The organism is Pseudoduganella dura (assembly GCF_009727155.1).
In the GTDB taxonomy this organism is placed as follows: Bacteria; Pseudomonadota; Gammaproteobacteria; order Burkholderiales; family Burkholderiaceae_D; genus Rugamonas; species Rugamonas dura.
This window is the reverse complement of record NZ_WNWM01000002.1, coordinates 139,426-157,941: the sequence shown is the minus strand read 5'-3', so window position 1 is coordinate 157,941 and position 18,516 is coordinate 139,426. Positions and strand designations below refer to the sequence as shown.

Annotated in this window: 12 protein-coding genes; 5 read left to right on the top strand and 7 right to left on the bottom strand. The window is 66.2% G+C overall.

Annotated elements, in window-relative coordinates; translation table 11 throughout:
- Positions 1–10: 10 nt before the first annotated feature.
- Complete coding sequence (locus GJV26_RS00900) at positions 11–664, top strand: MarR family winged helix-turn-helix transcriptional regulator (protein WP_155706836.1); 654 nt, start codon at positions 11–13, stop codon at positions 662–664.
- Positions 665–679: 15 nt separating this feature from the next.
- On the opposite strand, the gene GJV26_RS00895 is transcribed toward GJV26_RS00900, so the two are convergent.
- Complete coding sequence (locus GJV26_RS00895; protein ID WP_371866433.1) at positions 680–2,305, bottom strand: methyl-accepting chemotaxis protein; 1,626 nt, start codon at positions 2,303–2,305, stop codon at positions 680–682.
- Between the two features lie 173 nt (positions 2,306–2,478).
- Between GJV26_RS00895 and GJV26_RS00890 the strand changes: the two genes are divergently transcribed.
- Positions 2,479–3,402, top strand: coding sequence for a sugar kinase (locus GJV26_RS00890; protein WP_155706834.1), 924 nt, complete (start codon positions 2,479–2,481; stop codon positions 3,400–3,402).
- Positions 3,403–3,409: 7 nt separating this feature from the next.
- Here GJV26_RS00890 and GJV26_RS30645 read toward each other — a convergent pair whose 3' ends face one another.
- On the bottom strand, positions 3,410–4,597 hold the full coding sequence (locus GJV26_RS30645) for a GGDEF domain-containing protein (RefSeq protein ID WP_173346107.1): 1,188 nt from the start codon (positions 4,595–4,597) through the stop codon (positions 3,410–3,412).
- Between the two features lie 207 nt (positions 4,598–4,804).
- Positions 4,805–7,858, bottom strand: a complete 3,054-nt coding sequence (locus GJV26_RS00880) for a TonB-dependent receptor (protein ID WP_229427961.1) — start codon at positions 7,856–7,858, stop codon at positions 4,805–4,807.
- 570 nt (positions 7,859–8,428) lie between these two features.
- On the opposite strand from GJV26_RS00880, the gene GJV26_RS00875 reads away from it, so the two are divergent.
- Both GJV26_RS00875 and yghU read left to right on the top strand, forming a co-directional pair.
- Positions 8,429–9,655: an ROK family transcriptional regulator gene (locus GJV26_RS00875; RefSeq protein ID WP_155706830.1), complete on the top strand. Its 1,227-nt coding sequence runs from the start codon at positions 8,429–8,431 to the stop codon at positions 9,653–9,655.
- 198 nt (positions 9,656–9,853) lie between these two features.
- Entirely contained in the window at positions 9,854–10,696 is an 843-nt protein-coding gene (yghU, locus tag GJV26_RS00870) for a glutathione-dependent disulfide-bond oxidoreductase (protein WP_155706828.1), read from the top strand.
- A gap of 140 nt (positions 10,697–10,836) precedes the next feature.
- Here the strand turns inward: yghU and GJV26_RS30030 are convergent, their stop codons facing one another.
- Positions 10,837–11,523 carry a PEP-CTERM sorting domain-containing protein gene (locus tag GJV26_RS30030; protein WP_155706826.1) on the bottom strand — a complete coding sequence of 229 codons (687 nt, stop codon included), beginning with the start codon at positions 11,521–11,523 and terminating at the stop codon, positions 10,837–10,839.
- Between the two features lie 68 nt (positions 11,524–11,591).
- Positions 11,592–15,323, bottom strand: coding sequence for an SdrD B-like domain-containing protein (locus GJV26_RS00860; protein ID WP_155706824.1), 3,732 nt, complete (start codon positions 15,321–15,323; stop codon positions 11,592–11,594).
- A 331-nt stretch (positions 15,324–15,654) separates the two neighbouring features.
- Between GJV26_RS00860 and GJV26_RS00855 the strand changes: the two genes are divergently transcribed.
- Complete coding sequence (locus GJV26_RS00855; RefSeq protein ID WP_155706821.1) at positions 15,655–16,203, top strand: hypothetical protein; 549 nt, start codon at positions 15,655–15,657, stop codon at positions 16,201–16,203.
- 172 nt (positions 16,204–16,375) lie between these two features.
- On the opposite strand, the gene ppk2 is transcribed toward GJV26_RS00855, so the two are convergent.
- Both ppk2 and GJV26_RS00845 read right to left on the bottom strand, forming a co-directional pair.
- On the bottom strand, positions 16,376–17,296 hold the full coding sequence (gene ppk2 / locus GJV26_RS00850) for a polyphosphate kinase 2 (RefSeq protein ID WP_155706819.1): 921 nt from the start codon (positions 17,294–17,296) through the stop codon (positions 16,376–16,378).
- A gap of 85 nt (positions 17,297–17,381) precedes the next feature.
- Complete coding sequence (locus GJV26_RS00845) at positions 17,382–18,419, bottom strand: patatin-like phospholipase family protein (protein ID WP_229419128.1); 1,038 nt, start codon at positions 18,417–18,419, stop codon at positions 17,382–17,384.
- Positions 18,420–18,516 lie beyond the last annotated feature (97 nt).

The window sequence follows — 18,516 nt, the reverse complement described above, 5'->3', positions numbered from 1 at the left end:
AGCTGCCGGCATGGATATCTCCCCCGAAACGCCGTGGGATGCGACGCCGGACCTGTCGGCGCGTGTCGTCACCGCGATCGCCCGGCTGGCCAGCGTGATGCGGGCCGGCATGTGGGCCGCCTCCACCGCAGAGCAGCTCAATCCGGCCCAGGCCGAAATCGTCCAGCTGCTGCACCGCCGCGCGCGCGGCATGCGCCTTTCCTGGCTGGCCCAGCAGCTCTCGATCTCCACCGCCAGCGCCAGCGATTCGGTCGCCGCGCTGGTCGCCAAGGGCTATGTGCGCAAGACCCGCGCGGCCGACGACGGCCGCGCCACCGCGCTGCTGCTGACGCATGAGGGGGAACAACTGGCCGGGCGGCTCGAAGGGGCGCTGGGTTTCGCCGACGAAGCCGTGTCGGCGCTGCCACACGCGCTGCAGGTCGCCATGCTGACGGGCCTGTTCAAGACGATCGCCGAACTGCAGAAGACCGAGCGGTTCCCCGAGCTGCGCGCCTGCCTGTCATGCCGCCACTTCGAACCCAACAAATTTCCCGGCGCCGCGGCGCCGCACCACTGCGCGCTGGTCGGCGCGCCGCTGCCGATCGCCTTCCTGCGCATCGACTGCGCCGAACACGAGCCGGCCGAGGCAGTGGCGGCGAAGCGGAACTGGGAAACGTTCGCATAGGCGGGCGTTCCGGCCTTAAGGCGCCAACGTCAGTGCGCGTGGTACCGCCCGTCCGCCGGGGGCGGCGGCGACCGCTGCGCCAGCGACCGCCGCACCATCGACCGTAAACACCGCCACCGCCTCGCTCAGCCGCCGCGCTTCTTCCCGCATCGATTCCGAGGCCGCCGCGGCCTGTTCCACCAGCGCGGCATTCTGCTGGGTGACGGCATCCATCTCCACCACGGCCCGGTTGATCTGCTCGATGCCGGCCGACTGTTCGACGCTGGCGGCCGAGATCTCGGTCATGATGTCGGTCACGCGCCGCACGCTGTCGACGATTTCCCGCATCGTGGCGCCGGCTTCGCCGACCAGCTGGCTGCCCGCCTCGACCTTCACGGTGGATTCGCCGATCAGTTCCTTGATTTCCTTCGCCGCCGCGGCCGAGCGCTGCGCCAGCGCGCGCACCTCGGAGGCCACCACGGCGAAGCCGCGGCCCTGTTCGCCGGCACGCGCCGCTTCCACCGCGGCGTTCAGCGCCAGGATATTGGTCTGGAACGCGATGCCGTCGATCACGCTGGTGATGTCGCCGATCCGGCCGGCCGAGGCGCGGATATCGTCCATCGTGCCGACCACGCGCGCGATCACGTCGCCACCGCGCGCCGCGACGTCGGAGGCGGTGGCGGCGAGCGAGTTGGCCTGGCGCGCATTGTCGGCATTCTGCTTCACCGTCGATGCCAGCTGTTCCATCGACGACGCCGTTTCCTCCAGCGCGCTGGCCTGCTGCTCGGTACGGGAAGAGAGATCCTGGCTGCCCAGGGCCACCTCGGTCGCGGCGGTGGCGATGATGTCGGTGCCGCGCCGCACGGTGACCACGGTGGCGGCCAGGCTTTCGTTCATCCTGCGCAGCGCGCGCAGGAGCTCGCCCATTTCATCCCGGGTGTCCGCCTCGATGCGGCTGGTAAGGTCGCCGGCCGCCACGGTGTTCGCCACGCCGAGGGCCTGGCCCACCGGGCCGGTGATCGAGCGCGTGATCCACCAGGCCACCAGCGCCGCCAGCGCCACAGCGGCGATGCCGAGCGCCCACATCAGGTTGCGGGTGCTCGTGTAGGTGTCCGCGGCCCGGTCGGCGGCCGCCTTGCTGATTTCCTTCTGCAGCGCGGCCTGTTCGCCGACGGTCGCCTTCAGCCGTACCAGCAGGGGCCGCATTTCGTTGGCCAGCATCGCGCGGGCCGCATCGTCGGCACCGCTGCCGATGTGGCCCATCAGCGTTTCCTGCGCCGCGGCGTAGCGTTCGGTGTCCGTGCGCATCTCCCGCAGCAGGTCCTTGGCCTTCGGATGCTCGATCGTGGCATCGAGCTCGCGCAGCACGCCGTCGATGGCCTGCCGCGACGCCACCACTTCCTCGCGTTGCCGCTGCCGGTCGGCCGTGTCGCTGCTCAGCATCATGTTGCGCAGCGCGATCGCGATATCGTTGATCTCGGCCTGCATGCGGCCGGTGGCGTCGATCTTCGGCATCCTGTTGTTGACGATCTCGTGGGTGCCCTGGTTGACCCGCGCCAGCATGGAATTGGACAGCTGCACCATCGCCACCAGCATCACGCATACGATGGCAAAGCCGAAGGCAAGCCGCTTCCCGATACTGAGGTTCGCTACATTCATCATGGTCTCCTGGATGGCGCCGGCGGCCAGCCGGCAATGTACAAGGCAGTCGGTCACATTTATACCCGAGTGAAAAGGGCGCTGGCGCACGGCCCGGCTGCCGCGGCGCAGCAAAAGCTTTGCACGAATGGCAAATGGTGGTAGCGTAGCCGCCACGTTTTCCTGGGGATCCACCAATGACTGTCCTTGCAAACCCGTCCGCAAACCCGCATGCCGTGCGCGCCTTCGACCTGGTCGGCCTTGGCGAATGCATGGTCGAGTTCAACGCCACGGAACCGCTGTCGCACGCGGTCCGGTTCGACAGGGCCTACGGCGGCGACGTGCTCAATGCACTGGTCGCCGCGGCCCGGCAGGGCGCGCGCACGGCGTTCGTCAGCCGCGTCGGCGACGATCCGTTCGGCGCCGGGCTGCGCGCCGCGTGGCAAGGGGAGGGCATCGACGTGAGCCACGCGCCGCTGGTGCCGGGCGAAAACGGCGTGTACTTCATCTCGCTCGACGCGCTCGGCGAACGGTCGTTCACTTACCGCCGGGCCGGCAGCGCCGCATCGCAGCTCGCCGCCGCCCAGGTCGACGAGGCGTTCATCGCGTCCGCCCGCTGCATCCTGCTGTCCGGGATCACGCAGGCGATTTCGCCGGGCGCGCGCGCGGCCACGCTGGCCGCTGCCCGTTACGCCCGCCAGCACGGCGTGCTGGTCGCCTACGATCCGAACTACCGCCCGCGGCTGTGGGGCGCGCCGGATAGTGCCCGCGAGGCCTGCGCCGAGCTGCTGCCGTATGTCGACATCCTGCTCCCCAGCCTGCCCGCCGACGGCGACATCTTTCCCTGCCCGCCGCAATCGCTGGTGGGGCACGTGGTGGTCAAGCATGGCGAGGAGGGGTGCGCGGTGTGGCTGAAGGGCGAGCGCACCGTGGTGCCGGCCACTGCCGCCGCCGTGGTCGACACGACCGGCGCCGGCGACGCCTGGAACGGCACCTACCTGGCCGCCCTGCTGCGCGGCGAAGCCCCGGCGGCGGCGGCCTCGCTGGCCAACCGCGCGGCCGCCGCCAAGCTCGCGCACCGCGGGGCGATTCCGCCGAAGGGCCGGGCGGACCGCCCCTAGTGTCCCGTTACGCCGTGGAGCGCATCCTGTCCGCGGTCACCGACACGCCGCGGACACAGTTGCGTCCGCCCCGCTTGGCCGCATACAGCTGCGCGTCGGCCGCTTCCATCAGCACCGCCGGCGTTTCCGGCGCATCCGGGTCGAGCGCCGGCACGGAGGCGATGCCGAAGCTGGCCGTGGCGGTCACGAACTCGCCGAATTCGACGGCGCTGCCGGTGCTGCCGAACGCATGGCGGATGCGTTCGGCCAGCGCATGGGCGCCGGCGAGGTCCGTCTCGGGCAGCACGATGAGGAATTCCTCGCCGCCGTAGCGCACCACGCTGTCGACCGTTTCGCGCGTCATTGCCAGCAGCAGGCCGCCGAAATCGCTCAACACATGGTCGCCGGCCGCGTGGCCGTGCGTGTCGTTGATGCGCTTGAAGTGGTCGATGTCGCCCAGGATCACGCTCAGTGCGGTGCCGTAGCGGCGCGCCCGCGCCAGTTCGGCATCGAGCAGGCCTTTCTGCAGCACGCGGCGGTTGTAGCAGCCGGTGAGCGGATCGCGGTCGGCCAGTTGCTGCAGCAGGATCGTCGAGCGGAATTCCTCGCGCCGCGCCAGGTGGAAGCGGCGCGCACCGATGTAGCCGAGCGTGTTGCCGAGCATGAGCAGCAGCACCAGCGCCACCAGGTCGTCCATTTTCAGGTGACCCTGCACGAACAGCATGGCGCAGAACACCGCGCTCGACCCGGCGGCGATCCACACGGCGTGGATGAAACGGTTCGGAATGTTGATGTAGATGGCCATCAGGATCAGCGCCTGCGACATCACGTTCCACGCCGTGGCGGCGGGCTGGTACCAGCACAGCACCATGAACACCGCCAGGCCCACGATCTCCACCACGCACGCCGCCACCACGGCGATGCGGACCGACTCGGGCCGGCGCGTGATGGCGAGCAGGCCGCCGGCCGCGACCAGCGCCACCAGCAAGCGCAGCGCGATCATCGCCCATGCCGTGGCGGTCGGGCCCAGCGTGGCCACGTCGGTGGCGCCGAACGCCACGTAGAACGCGGCGCAGAACAGCAGGCTGATCTTCAGTTGGGCGGTGGTTTCGGGCAGGTGGTGCCGGTTGAAACGGTCTTCCACGGCCGCGTCCGCGAATTCCGCTCGCTGGCGGTCGATCTCTAGTCGGGGGTAGGGCAGGTCGTGGTGCGGCACTGGTACTTTCCGGGCATTTGACATGTGTACACGGTTCTCCCGTGCGCCACGGGATTGTACATTCGTTTACGCATTGTTAGCGAATAACTATCGGCCTGGTATGGGCTGTCGGTCCTTCGACGCGAACAGCGCCCAAGAAAAAGGCCGTCCGAAGACGGCCCGTCCTAACGCGGCGCGATGTTCCGCGCCGCCTCGTTGCACTTCAGGTCAGAACTTGTACCGCGCGCCCAGCATGTAGCGCGGCCCGCCCTGCGTGGCGCTGAGCACCATCATCTTGTTGCGGCCGTGCACGCGCTGCGTTTCGTCGTTGAGGTTGATGCCTTCGAACTGCAGCGTCAGGTTCTTGGTCAGGTTGTAGCCGATCGACAGGTCGACCTGGCCATACGGCTCCACGTACTGGGGATTCGGTCCGGCCTGGTCGGTGACCGAGGTCAGGAACTCGTCGCGCCAGTTGTACGCGGCGCGGATCGACCATTTGTCGTTCTCGTAGATACCGATCACGTTGGCCGAATCGGACAGGCCCACCAGCGCGAACTGGTTGCCCGAGCCCGCGTTGTCGAAGCTCAGGTTCGACTTCACGTACGTGTAGTTGGCCTGGATGCCGAAGCCGGTGTCGCCGAACATGTGCTGCCAGTTGACTTCCGCGCCCTTCACGTTGGCCGACTTTTCGTTGACGAACGACGTGATCTGGTACTGCACCGCCGGATTGCCGGCGATGCCCGCGATCGTGCCGGTTTCGTTGCCCGCCGCATTCGGTGCGCCGCGCACCACGCCCGGCTGGCCGTTGAAGTTGCGGAAGATGTAGTTGCGGATGCACGTCGTGTCGGTATTGATGCAGCCCGATGCCAGCGCCGCGTTCCAGTAGGCGCCGCCCACCGGCGTCGTCACGCTCGGCGACGATTCCATGTTCACGCTCTGGCCCGCGTAGTTCGACAGGGACTTGTGGAACAGGCCCAGCGACACCGTGCTCTGCCTGCCGTAGTACCACTCGGCCGACAGGTCCAGGTTCTTCGACTTGACCGGTTCGAGCGCCGGGTTGCCGCGCGTGCCGGTACCGTAGTTGATATTGCCGGTCGGGTTGATGTTGGTGCCGCCCTGGATCTGGTCGTAGCGCGGCCGGCCGATGGTCCAGCCGTAGCTGGCGCGTACCTTGAAGTCGTCACGCACGTTCATGTCCCAGTCGAGGCTTGGCAGGAAGTGGTGGTACTTGCCCTTCAGGCTCGTGAATTCCTTGCCGGAGAAGACGAATGGCAGTTCGTTCTGCGCCACCCAGTTCACGCCGGCCACGGTCTGCGACAGCGCGGTGGAGAGCACGTCGGTCTTTTCGTAGCGCACGCCCAGGCCCGTGTGCATCGGCATCGCCGTATCCCACTCGGTATTGATCTGGAAATACAGCGCGCGGCTCTTTTCGGTCGTGCGGCGGTCGTAATCCGGATTGGCCAGGCTCGGCAGGTACAGCGCCGGCTTGCCGGTCGCATCGGAGACGCGCTGGCGCATTTCGGCAAAGTTGAACGTGTGGATCTGCTGGAACAGCGCCGGATTGTCGTGGCCGCCCAGCTTGTCGAAGTACTGGCCCAGCGAATCGGCGCGGAACATCGATTGCGGGTAGTCGGCCGGCGACGTGGCGCCGCCCCAGGAATCGCTCTGCACCTGCTGGAACGCGGAGCGGTTCTTCACGTTCGTCAGCGACAGGCCGAAGTTCAGTTCCGACGCTTCCCACAGCTTCAGCCGGCCGCCGGCCTGGGCCTGGTCGATCTCCATCCGCTGGTAGCCATCCTGGAACCAGGAACCGGTGACCTGCATCGGCGCACGGTTGAAGTCGGCGCCATCGATCGACAGCACGGGCATTTCGTTATCGAACAGTACACGGGTATTGCCGCGCGAGAAGCTCACGGTGGCCAGATCGTTGTTCGAGCCGAACGGGCTGTCCTTCTGAGACACCGCGGTGGAGTGGTGCGCATCGAACGTCAGGCGCAGATCGTTCGACACCTTCCACTGCGTGTTGAAGCCGATCGACTTGTTCTCGGACTTGGTGGCGAAGTCGCCGCCGTTCATGGCGATATCCTGGTTGGCCACGTTCTCCTGGTAGAAGATCGGCGCCGCCACCGGCCCGTCGGTCCAGCTGCTCACCGAGGGACCGTGGTTGAACCATGCCGACAGCTCGTGGTACTTGGTCTGCACCTTGTTCAGCGAGTAGGTGTAGTCGAGCGTGGTGGTCAGGTCCTTGTTCGGGCGGAATTGGAACGTCAGCTGGCCGTTGGTGCGCTGGCGCTGCGAACCGCGCATGAAGTACGAGATGTTCTGCGGCACCGAGTACACGTCGCTGCCGTCCGGGCGGTTCGTGATGTTCTGCGAGCCGGGCGCACCGGGCAGGGGGATCACGCCGGTCACGCCGGTCTGCGTCGCGGTGTACGGGCCTTTCCAGCCATTAGTGATCTGCGCCTGGTTCACGCCCAGGTTGCGTTCCTGGTAGCTGGCGCTGACCGACACGCCGAACATGCCGTCGGCCCACGTGGTGCTGTAGATGCCCGAGACTTCCGGCGTGTAGGAACGCTTGGCCGCGTCTTCCTTCGGCAGGTTGTCGTTCGACGTGTCGTACACCATCTTGCCGCCGATGCTGGCCATGTTGCCCAGTTCGAGCGGGCGCGCGGTCATGATGTTGAGCGTGGCGCCGATGCCGCCCGGCGGCGTGTCGGCGCGCGAGCTCTTGTACACCTGGATCTGGGATACGGCTTCCGACGCCAGGTTGGAGAAGTCGAACGCGCGGCCGGCCAGGTCGCCCAGGTTCGAGGTCGGCATCTGGCGGCCGTTCAGCAGCACCATGTTCAGGTCCGGACCCACGCCGCGCACGGTGACCTGCGCGCCTTCGCCGCGGTTGCGGTCGATCGACACGCCGGAAATGCGCTGCAGCGATTCGGCCAGGTTGGTATCCGGGAACTTGCCGATATCGTCGGCCACGATGCCGTCGACGATGCCGTCGGAATTGCGCTTCAGGTTCAGCGTCGACTGCATGGAAGCGCGGATGCCCTTGACCACGACGGTCGCGGGAGCGGTGGGGTCGGCGACATTGCCGGCGGCATCCTGGGCCGCCGGGCCGGTGCTGGCCTGCGCGGCGGACTGCGCCGCCGCCTGGGCGCCATCCTGACCGAATGCCGGTGCCATCAGCGTGGCGCAGGCGCCCGCGACGGCGATGGCGATCAGGTGGTGCCGGGTGTTGGGGAATTCGTTGGACCGGGTCGAGTCCTTGTTTCTGTACAGCACGGTGTCTCCTCTCTGTGTGGAACGCCACGCCCCGCGGGGCAGGCGTCATGGAATTGCCAACTCATCGTCCCGTTGTCCGATCACCGCGGGACACCGCCTGGCCGCATGCTGTCTACGCAACATTGCCAACCGGGCGTTATTTACGCAAGAGTAAGAAAAACCGGGTAATTGGTCAATCGCGCGAACAAACTAAATAAAGTTCTGTTTCGTGAAAAAACCCTGTTGCGGCAGGTATTTACGTCATGGTGCGGTCATACTTCATTAACGTAGAAAGAAGGAAAACGGTTTCCAAGAAATCGATTTCACAACAAAATCAACGACTTCTGGAAACGTGTCCATCGCGCTGGCGAAATGGATCGTCGATGCATCCGGTTGCCGCGTGGCCGACTGCCGCGTGAAGGCGATGTTGCAAAATCAGCACATTGCACGCCGAAAAAACAACAGCTTCTGGAAACGTCTCCATTTTCATGGCCGGGTTTGCCGTTGCCATGCTGCCGGGCGGACGCCGACTTGGTCCGGCCGCGGCCGATGTTGCATAATCCGTCCTCACAATGACATCGACCATCCGCCATGCCCGTCACCGGTGACCAGCAACTCCTGAAACAACTGAACCGGATGGCCGTGGTGCGCCAGGTCGATGCCCGGCCCGGCCTGTCGCGCGCCGCCCTGGCCGACGAGCTGCGGCTGACGAAATCCACCGTGAGCCAGCTGGTGCGCGAACTGATGGACGAAGGCTGGCTCGCCGAGAGCGAGCTCCTGGTCACGGGCGAGGTGGGGCGCCGCGCCACGCCGCTGCACCTCGATCCGGGCCGGCTGGCGCTGATCGGCGCCGAGGTCGGCGTCGACGAGGCCCGCGTGCTGGCCACCAACCTGCTGGGCGAGGTGCTCGATTCGCGCATCATCGACTACGACGACGCGCACGATCCCGCCTCGTGCATCCGGCTCGCGGCGCAGGCGATGGTGCGCCAGGCGCGCCGGCTGGCGCGCGCCGTCACGCCCGGCGGCGCGCGGCGGGTGCTGGGACTCGGCATCGGCCTGCACGGCGCGGTCGACGAGAATACGGGCATGCTGCGGCATGCGCCGCACCTGGGCTGGCGCAATGTCGACGTGCGCGGCCAGCTCGAAGCGCAATTCGCCGGCACCGCGCTGCACGGCCTGCCGCTGTACATGCAGAACGAAGCCAACGTGGCGGCGCTGGCCGAATTCGAGTTTGCCCGCGAGACCGCCGTCGATCCGCTGATCTACCTGTCGATCGGCTATGGCGTGGGGTCGGGCATCATCGTCAGCGACCGGCTGCTGACCGGCATGCACGGTTTCGGCGGCGAGGTGGGGCATGCGATCCTGCAGGCCGACGGGCCGCCGTGTTCCTGCGGCCGGCGCGGCTGCGCCGACGCGTTGATCGGCCTGGCCGCGCTGCTGGGCGACGAGCGCCCGAGCTACGCGGCGCTCGAGCGCCTGTTCAAGCGCGTGGCGGACGGCGCGCCGGCGCCCTGCGCGGCGGCGGCGGCGGCGGGGCGGCAACTGGGCATCCTGCTCAACAACCTGTGGGCCGGCTTCGACCCGATGGCCATCGTGATCGGCGGCCCGGCGCTGCGGCTCGGCGACGCGCTGATCGCCCCCGCACGGCAGGTGCTGGCGGCGTATGCCGAGGCGGCCATGCTGACCGCGCCGGAAATCCGCACGTCGCACTTCGGCGCCAATGCCGTCGCCGTCGGCGCCGCCGCGCTGGCGCGCTACCGGCTCACCCGGCCGCTCGACCTGCAGACGCTGGAACGGCGCGCCACGCGCGCCACGTGAGGACCGGCTGGCGCCGGGCGCCACGGCTGCGCCCGGCGCGAATCGGTGAAATGTCCGTCGCGCCCGGCACCGGCCCGGGCCCGGCGTTTCCGGCCGGGCTCGTACGCGTTTTTTCCAGGCATGCCAAACTATCCATCCCGAAGGCCGTCCGGACATTGCCGGCCGTGGCGGCCCTTACCTGAACAGGAGAGATGACGCATGAGTGAAACACCGAAATACGTGCCCCCGGCCGTCTGGACGCCGCCTGTCGCGGCGGAAGGCACCTTCGCCAGCATCAACCGCCCGGTGGCCGGCACCACCCACGACAGGGAGCTGCCGGTCGGGAAGCATCCGCTGCAGCTGTATTCGCTGGGCACGCCGAACGGCCAGAAGGTGACGATCCTGCTGGAGGAACTGCTGGCGCTGGGCCATGCCGGCGCCGAATACGACGCCTGGCTGATCCGCATCGGCAGCGGCGAGCAGTTCGGTAGCGGCTTCGTGGACATCAACCCGAATTCGAAGATCCCGGCGCTCGTCGACCGCAGCGGCGAGGCGCCGCTGCGCGTGTTCGAATCCGGCTCGATCCTGGTCTACCTGGCGGAAAAATTCGGCGCCTTCCTGCCCGCCGGCGCACGGGCCCGCGCCGAAACGCTGAACTGGCTGTTCTGGCAAATGGGCTCCGCGCCGTTCGTCGGCGGCGGCTTCGGCCATTTCTACGCGTATGCGCCGGAAAAGCTGCAATACCCGATCGACCGCTATGCGATGGAAAGCAAGCGCCAGCTCGACGTGCTGGACCGCCAGCTGGCGGCGCAGCGCTACGTGGCCGGCGACGAGTACACGATTGCCGACATGGCGATCTGGCCCTGGTACGGCAACTTGGTGCTGGGCGAGCTGTATGGCGCCGGCGAGTTCCTGTCGGTGCACGAATACACGCACGTGCGGCGCTGGGCCGAGGAGATCGCGGCGCGTCCGGCGGTCAAGCGCGGGCGCCGCGTGAACCGGCTGCAGGGGCCGGAGGACCAGCAGGTGCCGGAACGGCACGATGCGGCCGATCTCGATTGAATATCAGGCGCGAGAACAATGGGCTCGGGAATGACGGGCTCGGGAATATCGGGCCCGGGAAGCCGGCATGGCAATGAAAAACGGGCGCCGCGGCGCCCGTTTTTCATGTCCCCGCCGGTTCGGCGGGGGAGTCGAAGCGATCAGCCCTGCTTGCGGCGGCGTGCCGCGAAGCCCACCAGTGCCAGGCCCAGGCCCAGCATTGCGTAGGTCGACGGTTCCGGCACGGCGGAAATGGTCGCTGCGACGAGCGATTGCGAGGAAGCCGACTGGAACAGCGTGTAGGTGTACGTCTGCGTGATTGCCGCATTGCTCAGCGCATAGTTCACCATGTTGTTGGCTTCGGTCAGCAGGACCTTGTTGTTGCCGGTGCTGGGCACCTGGGCGAAGCTGAACGCGCCCACATCGGCGCCGGTGCCGACGAGTTTGCCGCCGGTATCATTGTTCAGTTCCCACAGGGCCAGCTGGAAGCTGAGGCTGGCGGACGTGCTGGCAAGCGCGTCGTCGTAGTATTCCGAGAACAGCCGCTGGATCTGGACGTTGTTGGCGAAGCCGGTATAGGTCGACACGGAATAGGTAGTGGCGAGTGCGCGGTCCATGGCAACCGTCGGCTCGATGCACAGGGCGAGGAACTTGCCGCCGTCGGAAGTGCCGATATCGTACGACTGCACGGTGACGTTTTTCGATGCACGGTTGAAATTGTTCGTGGCAAGCACGCCCTGCCTGGCGTGCTCCCCGATCGAGGTCACGGTGGTGGTGGCGGCATGTGCGCCGGCCATGACGATGGTACCGATAACGGCGACGGACAGCTTGGAAACGATGGTTTTCATGTATTGGTCTTTGTTTTCTAGTTTTTGAAGTGCCGGCACGGCCGGCACGCTGTTTTGTTCGATGACTTTTATGCGCCGATGGCGGCCTGGCCGATCAGCTGGGCCATGGTGGTGGCTTCCAGGCCGGCGGCCGTCACATCGGCCACGTCGACATTGAAGTACACGTCGGTCATCGACACTTCGTTGCCGTTGACGACGGCGCTGCTGCGCTCCAGGTGCAGGTTGCCGTTCGCGTCCAGGAACGGCAGTTCCTCGAAGGCCACGGCCAGCGACGTCACGCCCGCCTGCGCCAGCGAAACCAGTTCGCCCGCATCGGTGATGCCGTTGCTGTTCGCGTCCTGCCACAGCGTCAATGCCGAGAACTGCGCATCTTCCGCGGTCACGAAGCCGTCGCCGTTGCTGTCGAACGAAGACAGCTTGGCGAAGCCGCTGCCCTTGCTGGCGCCGCCGAACAGTTCGGCGATGCTGTCGATGCGGCCGTTGCCGTTGGCGTCGATCGCCAGGAACGCGTCGCCGGAGGACAGCCAGCCCGACTTGATCGCGCTGCCAGTGCCCAGCAGGTCGAAGCTGCCCGTGAAATCGGCGCGGGCGATCGTGTGGATGCCGTCGCCGTTCAGGTCGATCGCGATCGGCGTGATCGCCGCGTCCCAGCTCATGTCGTTCTCGCCGGAGGAGAGGAACGTGGCATCGGTCTGCGTCAGGCCGACCTTGCTGACGCCGTCGCCGTTGACGTCGGTATCGATCTGGTCGTTGGTGCCGGTATTCTTCACGCCCCATTTCCAGTCGTTCATCGCGTAGGTATTACCCTTCAGGTCGGTGAACTTCACGCCGGTCTTGTCGAATTTCAGGTAGTAGCTGCCCGGATCGAGGTCGTCGAACAGGTAGCTGCCCTTGCTGTCGGTGTAGGTGGTTTCCAGCAGCTTGTTGGTCACGGCGTCATACAGCATGACCTTGATCTTGCCGATGCCTTCCTCGCCCTTGTCCTGCACGCCGTTGTGGTTGGCGTCGCGCCAGACCTTGTCGCCGATGCTGGCCTTGCGGTACAGGCCCGCGTCCACGTCGGTCTTCTGCTCGCCGGCGGCCAGCTTGAACACGCCGCTGCCCGCGACCGTGGAGGTGCCGGTCAGGTTGGTGAAGTCGGAGTCCAGCGCATCGGAACCCACGTTCGCCTTGGTCGTGTAGTAGCCGGTCGGGCGCGTCACTTCCACGCTGTACGAGCCGGCGGTCAGCTTGCCGAACGAGTAGCTGCCGTCGGCCGTGGTCACGGTAGTGCCCACCAGCTTGTGGTTCGCGTCGTACAGCTTGACGGTCACGCCGCCGATGCCGCATTCGCCCTTGTCCTGCACGCCGTCGAAGTCGCTGTCTTCCCACACGGTGCTGCCGATGCTGCTCTGCACGAGGCCGGCGTCGAGCGTCTTCACGACTTCGCCCGCCTTGACCGTCACGGTGCCCAGGTTGCCCTTGGCATCGGCGTTGCTGTCGGCGCCGGATGTCGTCGCATACTGTTTCGTGATGTTGTAGCCGTCGGGCGTCTTCATGCTGACGCTGTAGGTGCCGGCCGCCACGCTGAACTTGTAGTTGCCGCTTGCGTCGGTGGTGGTCGTCGCCACGACGTTGCCCTTGGCATCCGTCAGCGTCATGGCCACGTTGGCCACGCCGGCTTCGCCGGTGTCCTGGATGCCGTCGGCATCCGTGTCGAGCCACACGCGGTCGCCGATCGTCGCCGCGTCTGCGATGCCGGCGTCGATGCTGGTGTTGTTTTCGCCGGAGACCAGCGTGACCTTGTGCGACAGGCCGTTGGCATCCACGTCGGAATCGACGGCGTCGTTGCTGCCCGCGTCCTGCTTCGTGACCACGTAGCCCGAAGGCAGGGCCGAGGTGTCGAACTGCACGCTGTAGACGCCCGGTTTCAGGCCGGTGAACGCGTACTGGCCGGCGCTGTCGGTGCTGGTAACCGCGACCGCCTTGCCGCTTTCGTCGAGCAGCGTAACCTTGGCGCCCTTGATGCCGCTTTCGCCGGCGTCCTGGATGCCGTCGCCGTCGCAGTCGTACCAGACCTTGTTGCCCAGCGATGCCGTGCGGTAGACGCCGGCGTCGGCCGGGTCGGCCGTCGCGCCGGCTTTCACCGTGAAGGTGGCGGAGGCGCCGGTGGCGTCCACGTCGCTGTCGATGGCGTCGTTGCCGCCCTTGTCCTGGCTGGTGAACACGTAGCCGGCCGGCTTCTCGACCTGCACCGAGTACTCGCCGACCGCGGTCGTGAAGGCGTAGTTGCCTTTCGCATCGGTGGTCGTGGTGGCCACGGTGGCGCCCTTGGCGTCGACCAGCTTCACGGTGGCGCCGATAACGCCGGTCTCGCCGCTGTCCTGGATGCCGTTGGCGTTCCTGTCTTCCCACACCGTGCTGGCGATCGTGCCGAGCTGCGATACCGCGGCTTCCTCGAACGCGGCATGCTGGCCGGAAGTCAGCGTGACCTTGTCGGTGGTGCCGGTGCCGTCGGCGAACGTCACGCCGGCCGGCAGCGTGGCGGCATCGAATTTCAGGCTGTAGGTACCAGGCTTCAGGTCGCCGAACTGGTACTGGCCGGCGGCATCGGTGATGGCCGTGGTGACGATATTGCCATTGACATCCAGCAGCGAGACCTTGACGTTGCCGATGCCCTGTTCGTTCGCGTCGATCGTGCCGTCGCGGTCGGCGTCGTTCCAGACGGTGCTGGCGATGCTGGCGTTGCGGTACAGGCCGGCGTCGGCGGTATTGTTGACGTCGCCCTTGGTGATGCTGATCGCATCGGTCACGCCATCCGCGCCGATATCGCTGTCGGCGGCGCTGTCCGTGCCGGCACCCTTGGTGGTGGCGACATAGCCTTGCGGCGCGGTGACCGCGACCGTGTAGGTGCCGGTGCCGACGGAGAAGCCGTAGTGCCCGCTCGCATCGGTGGTGGTGGTCTGGATCACGTTGCCGTTCGTGTCGCGCAGCGCGACGGTCACGTTGGCAATGCCTGCCTCGCCGGCATCCTGAATGCCGTTGGCGTTGCTGTCTTCCCACACCGTGTCGCCCAGCTTGGCCAGTGTCGGCGCGCCGGTACCCGGGTTGCCCGGCTCTTCCGGCGTGACTTCCGGTGCGGGCACCTTGAACGTCAGGTAGTTGGTAGCGATGCTGGTGTCCTGCGCGCCGGTGCCCGTCAGGCCGCCGTTGTCGCGCACGTGGAAGCCCAGTTCGACGAGGCCGCCCGAGGTGCCGCTCGGCATGAAGGCCAGCTTGCCGGCGGCGATGTCGGCCACGGCGATCTCGGTACCGGCAGCCACGGCGCTGCCGTTCAGCAGGATCGTGCCGGCGGCCGGCAGCGTTTCGATGATGACGGACTTGAAGGCATCGCCTTCGACGGCGTCCACGAAGCCGAAGTCGGCGGTACCCAGCACCACGGCATCGTGGTTGGCCAGGTCGAATGCCTTGTCGGCACCGGTCGGCGCGTCGTTGACCGGATCGATGACGACCCGCAGTTCCAGCGACAGGTAATTGCCGTTCGTCTTGTCCTCGACCAGGAACTGGTACGTGCTGAATTCGCCGTTGTAATCCTTGTGCCATGCACCGGGACGCACGTAGATCTTGTCACCGCCTGCCAGGCCGAGCAGGGCCGTATCGCCCTCGACATACTCGCCATCGGGCAGGATGGTGATCAGGCTTTCGATGATGACGCCAGACTCGTTGGTGTACCCGGCTTCCGCCAGGACGTCGCGCAGGGAGAGGGTTACCGACGTGTCTTCGTCGACGTGAACCGTGCTGAAAAGTGATATATCGCTCATGCATTATGCTCCGGTGCCCGCCGCTGCATTTCTTGGATGCACGGACGGACGGGTTTGCCCTGGGACGCTGTACAAGTGCTGGGTACGGCTTTTGCCTGGGTGAAAGCTGATCGGGAAGTTATTTGATGCCGATCAGAATTAAGTGTTGTTTATTCTACAGCAGTTTGATCCTGACGGTAACAAAATTCAATAAATGTTTGGTCGCTACAACGAAAGTTTCATTATAGATATTGGAAGACGGGTCAACCGTAGTCGGCGATGGAAACGGGCCTGTGCTTGACGGAATGTCATCGTCGCGGCATCATGCCTTTTTTCTCCGTCTACCTCTTCCATGGCCCTCCTGACTGTTACCGAAGCCGCGCGACTGGCGCGCCGCAGCCGCGCATCGATTTACCGCGACCTGGAAAAGGGGCGGCTCGACAAGGTATTCACGGCCGATGGCGCGCTGAAGATCGATTCGGCGGCGCTGGCGCGGGCTTACGGCGAAATCGGCCGGCGCGAGGCGCCTGGTGCGCCGGGTGCTTCGCCGGCGGCGACGGACAAGGCGATCCAGGCCGTGCTGCGCCAGGTGGATGGCGTGCGGGAAGGGAGGGCTGACGGGGGCGCGGACGCAATGCCCCACGACGCAATGGAACTGGCCACGCTGCGCGAGCGTCTGGCGGCCAGCGAGCAGCGGATCGCGTTGCTGGAGCGGATCGCCGGGCTGGAAAAGGCCGCGCGCCTGGCGGCGGACGTGACCTGGCGTGAACGGCTGCAGGCCAAGGATGAAGTGATCAAGGCGCTGACGCTCGTGCGGCCGCAGCCGCAGATTCAGCCGCGCGAGGAAGGCTGGCCTACGTGGCGGCCGGCGGACGGGCTGGAAAAGCGGGCAATCAACTGAGACCGGAAATCGGGGCAGGCCGGAAAGGCACTGTCCGGGATTTTTTTACGGATGCGCAGGGTAAAGTACCTGGCTGGATAGGGGAAAACCGGTGTCAGACACCTTTTCCGGAAAACTCGCCCGGAAAAGGTGTCTGACACCAGTAGCTGCATACGCCGGCAAGCCGGGAAACTCAGTAAATCTCGGGTACGATGATCTCGCCCGGCACCGGGCGCCGCACGTAGTCCTCGTGGTATTCGCGCTCGGGCAGGTCGATCGCCGGTCGTTCCACTTCCTCGTACGGAATCTGCGCCAGCAGGTGGGCGATGCAGTTCAGCCGCGCCTTCTTCTTGTCCACGCCCTGCACGACCCACCATTTCGCCTCGGGGATATGGGTGCGTTCCAGCATGATCTCCTTGGCCTTCGTGTATTCCTCCCAGCGGCGGCGCGATTCCAGGTCCATCGGCGACAGCTTCCACTGCTTCAGCGGATCGTGGATGCGGCTCAGGAAGCGGGCATTCTGTTCCTCGTCCGAGATCGAGAACCAGTACTTGATCAGCTGGATGCCGGAACGGGCCAGCATCCGCTCGAACTCGGGCACTGTCTGGAAGAATTCCTCGTACTCGGCATCCGTGCAAAAGCCCATCACGCGCTCGACACCGGCGCGGTTGTACCAGCTGCGGTCGAACAGCACGATTTCGCCGGCGGCCGGCAGGTGGCACACATAGCGCTGGAAATACCATTGCGTGCGCTCGCGGTCGTTGGGCGCGGGCAGGGCGGTCACGCGGCACACGCGGGGATTCAGGCGCTGGGCGATGCGCTTGATGACGCCGCCCTTGCCGGCGGCGTCGCGGCCTTCGAACAGGATCACCACGCGGTGGCCCGTGTGCACCACCCAGTCCTGCAGCTTGACCAGTTCGGCCTGCAGGCGGAACAGCTCGCGGAAGTAGGCGCGGCGTTCCTCCCGTTCGGCGTCGCTGCGCCCGCCCTGCGGCAGCAGCGTGTCCGGATCGAGGTCGCGGTCGTCAAGCTCCAGTTCCAGCTCCTCGTCGTAGCTGTCGGCGATGTCGCGCTGCATGCGGTGGATGACGTCCTGCGGATGGTTGTTCAACATGAAGGCTCCGGTGCCAATGATCGTTGTGCCGGACTATACGCGGTAAAAGTGACCGGCCGATGACCGGCCGGCCCCCATCACCCCGTCACGCCATCAGGTCCGGTGCGAAGACCCATGCCGGGTCGAGCGTGGACCGGTGGCCGAGGCTGTCGCCGTGCTCGCGCAGCCACTGTTCCGCCGCGGCCACGCCGTCGCCGTGCAGCTTCTCCAGGAAACCCATCTCGGAATTGAACTTGCTCGACAGGCCGCTACTGGAAAGCACGTCCAGGCCGCTGATCAGGTGCAGCCGGGTCGGGTTGACGGCCACGCGCGCGGCGCGCTCTTCCTCGGCCAGCCGCTGCGAGTGATACAGCGAGCTGATTTCGCGCACGAAAGCGATATTGAAGGCGATTTCGTTGGAGCGGTTGGAGATGTCGGCCTGGCTGCGCGGCAGGTCCTTGCGGGCGATCGGATTGATCTGCACCACGATCACGTCGCGCGCCGGCCGCTCGAGCAGGGGGAACAGCGGCGGATTGGCGACGTAGCTGCCGTCCCAGTAAAGCTCGCCATCGACTTCCACGCCGGCGAATACCGACGGCAGGCACGCCGATGCGAGCACCTTCTGCACGTCGAGTTCCCTGCGCTTGAAGATCTTGCCGGTGCCGGTGCGCACATTGGTGGCGCCGATGAACAGCTCGAATTCCTCGCAACCGCGCACCCGCTTGAAGTCCACCATCGTCGACAGGAACTGCTTCAACGGGTTGATCGTGAGCGGCGCATTGGTCACCGGGCCCATGATCGCCCCCATCATTTCCATCAGGTGGTAGGCGGGCGTGTAATCCATGGCCCAGCTGCCCGTGATGCGGTCGACCGGCGAACGTTGCAGCGGGCTCATCAGTGAAACCTTGCCCAGCGTGGTCCAGAACTTGCGCAGCGCCGCCTGGGCACCGCGCCGGCCGCCGCCATAGGCAAAGCCGTCGGCGGTAACCACGGCGTTGATCGCGCCGGCACTGCTGCCGGTCAGCGAATCGATTGCAAGATGCTCTTCGTCGAGCAGCCGGTCCAGTACGCCCCAGGTAAAGGCGCCGTAGGTGCCGCCGCCTTGCAGGGCGAGGCTGACGGTCTTGGGTGTCGTGATCAGCAAGATCGATTCTCCAGTAGTGGGGACGGCCGAAAGTGGCCACATCCCGATACTGTATGACGTTTCCCAAATACGCGGCGCTACGGATCAGCCGGGCGGT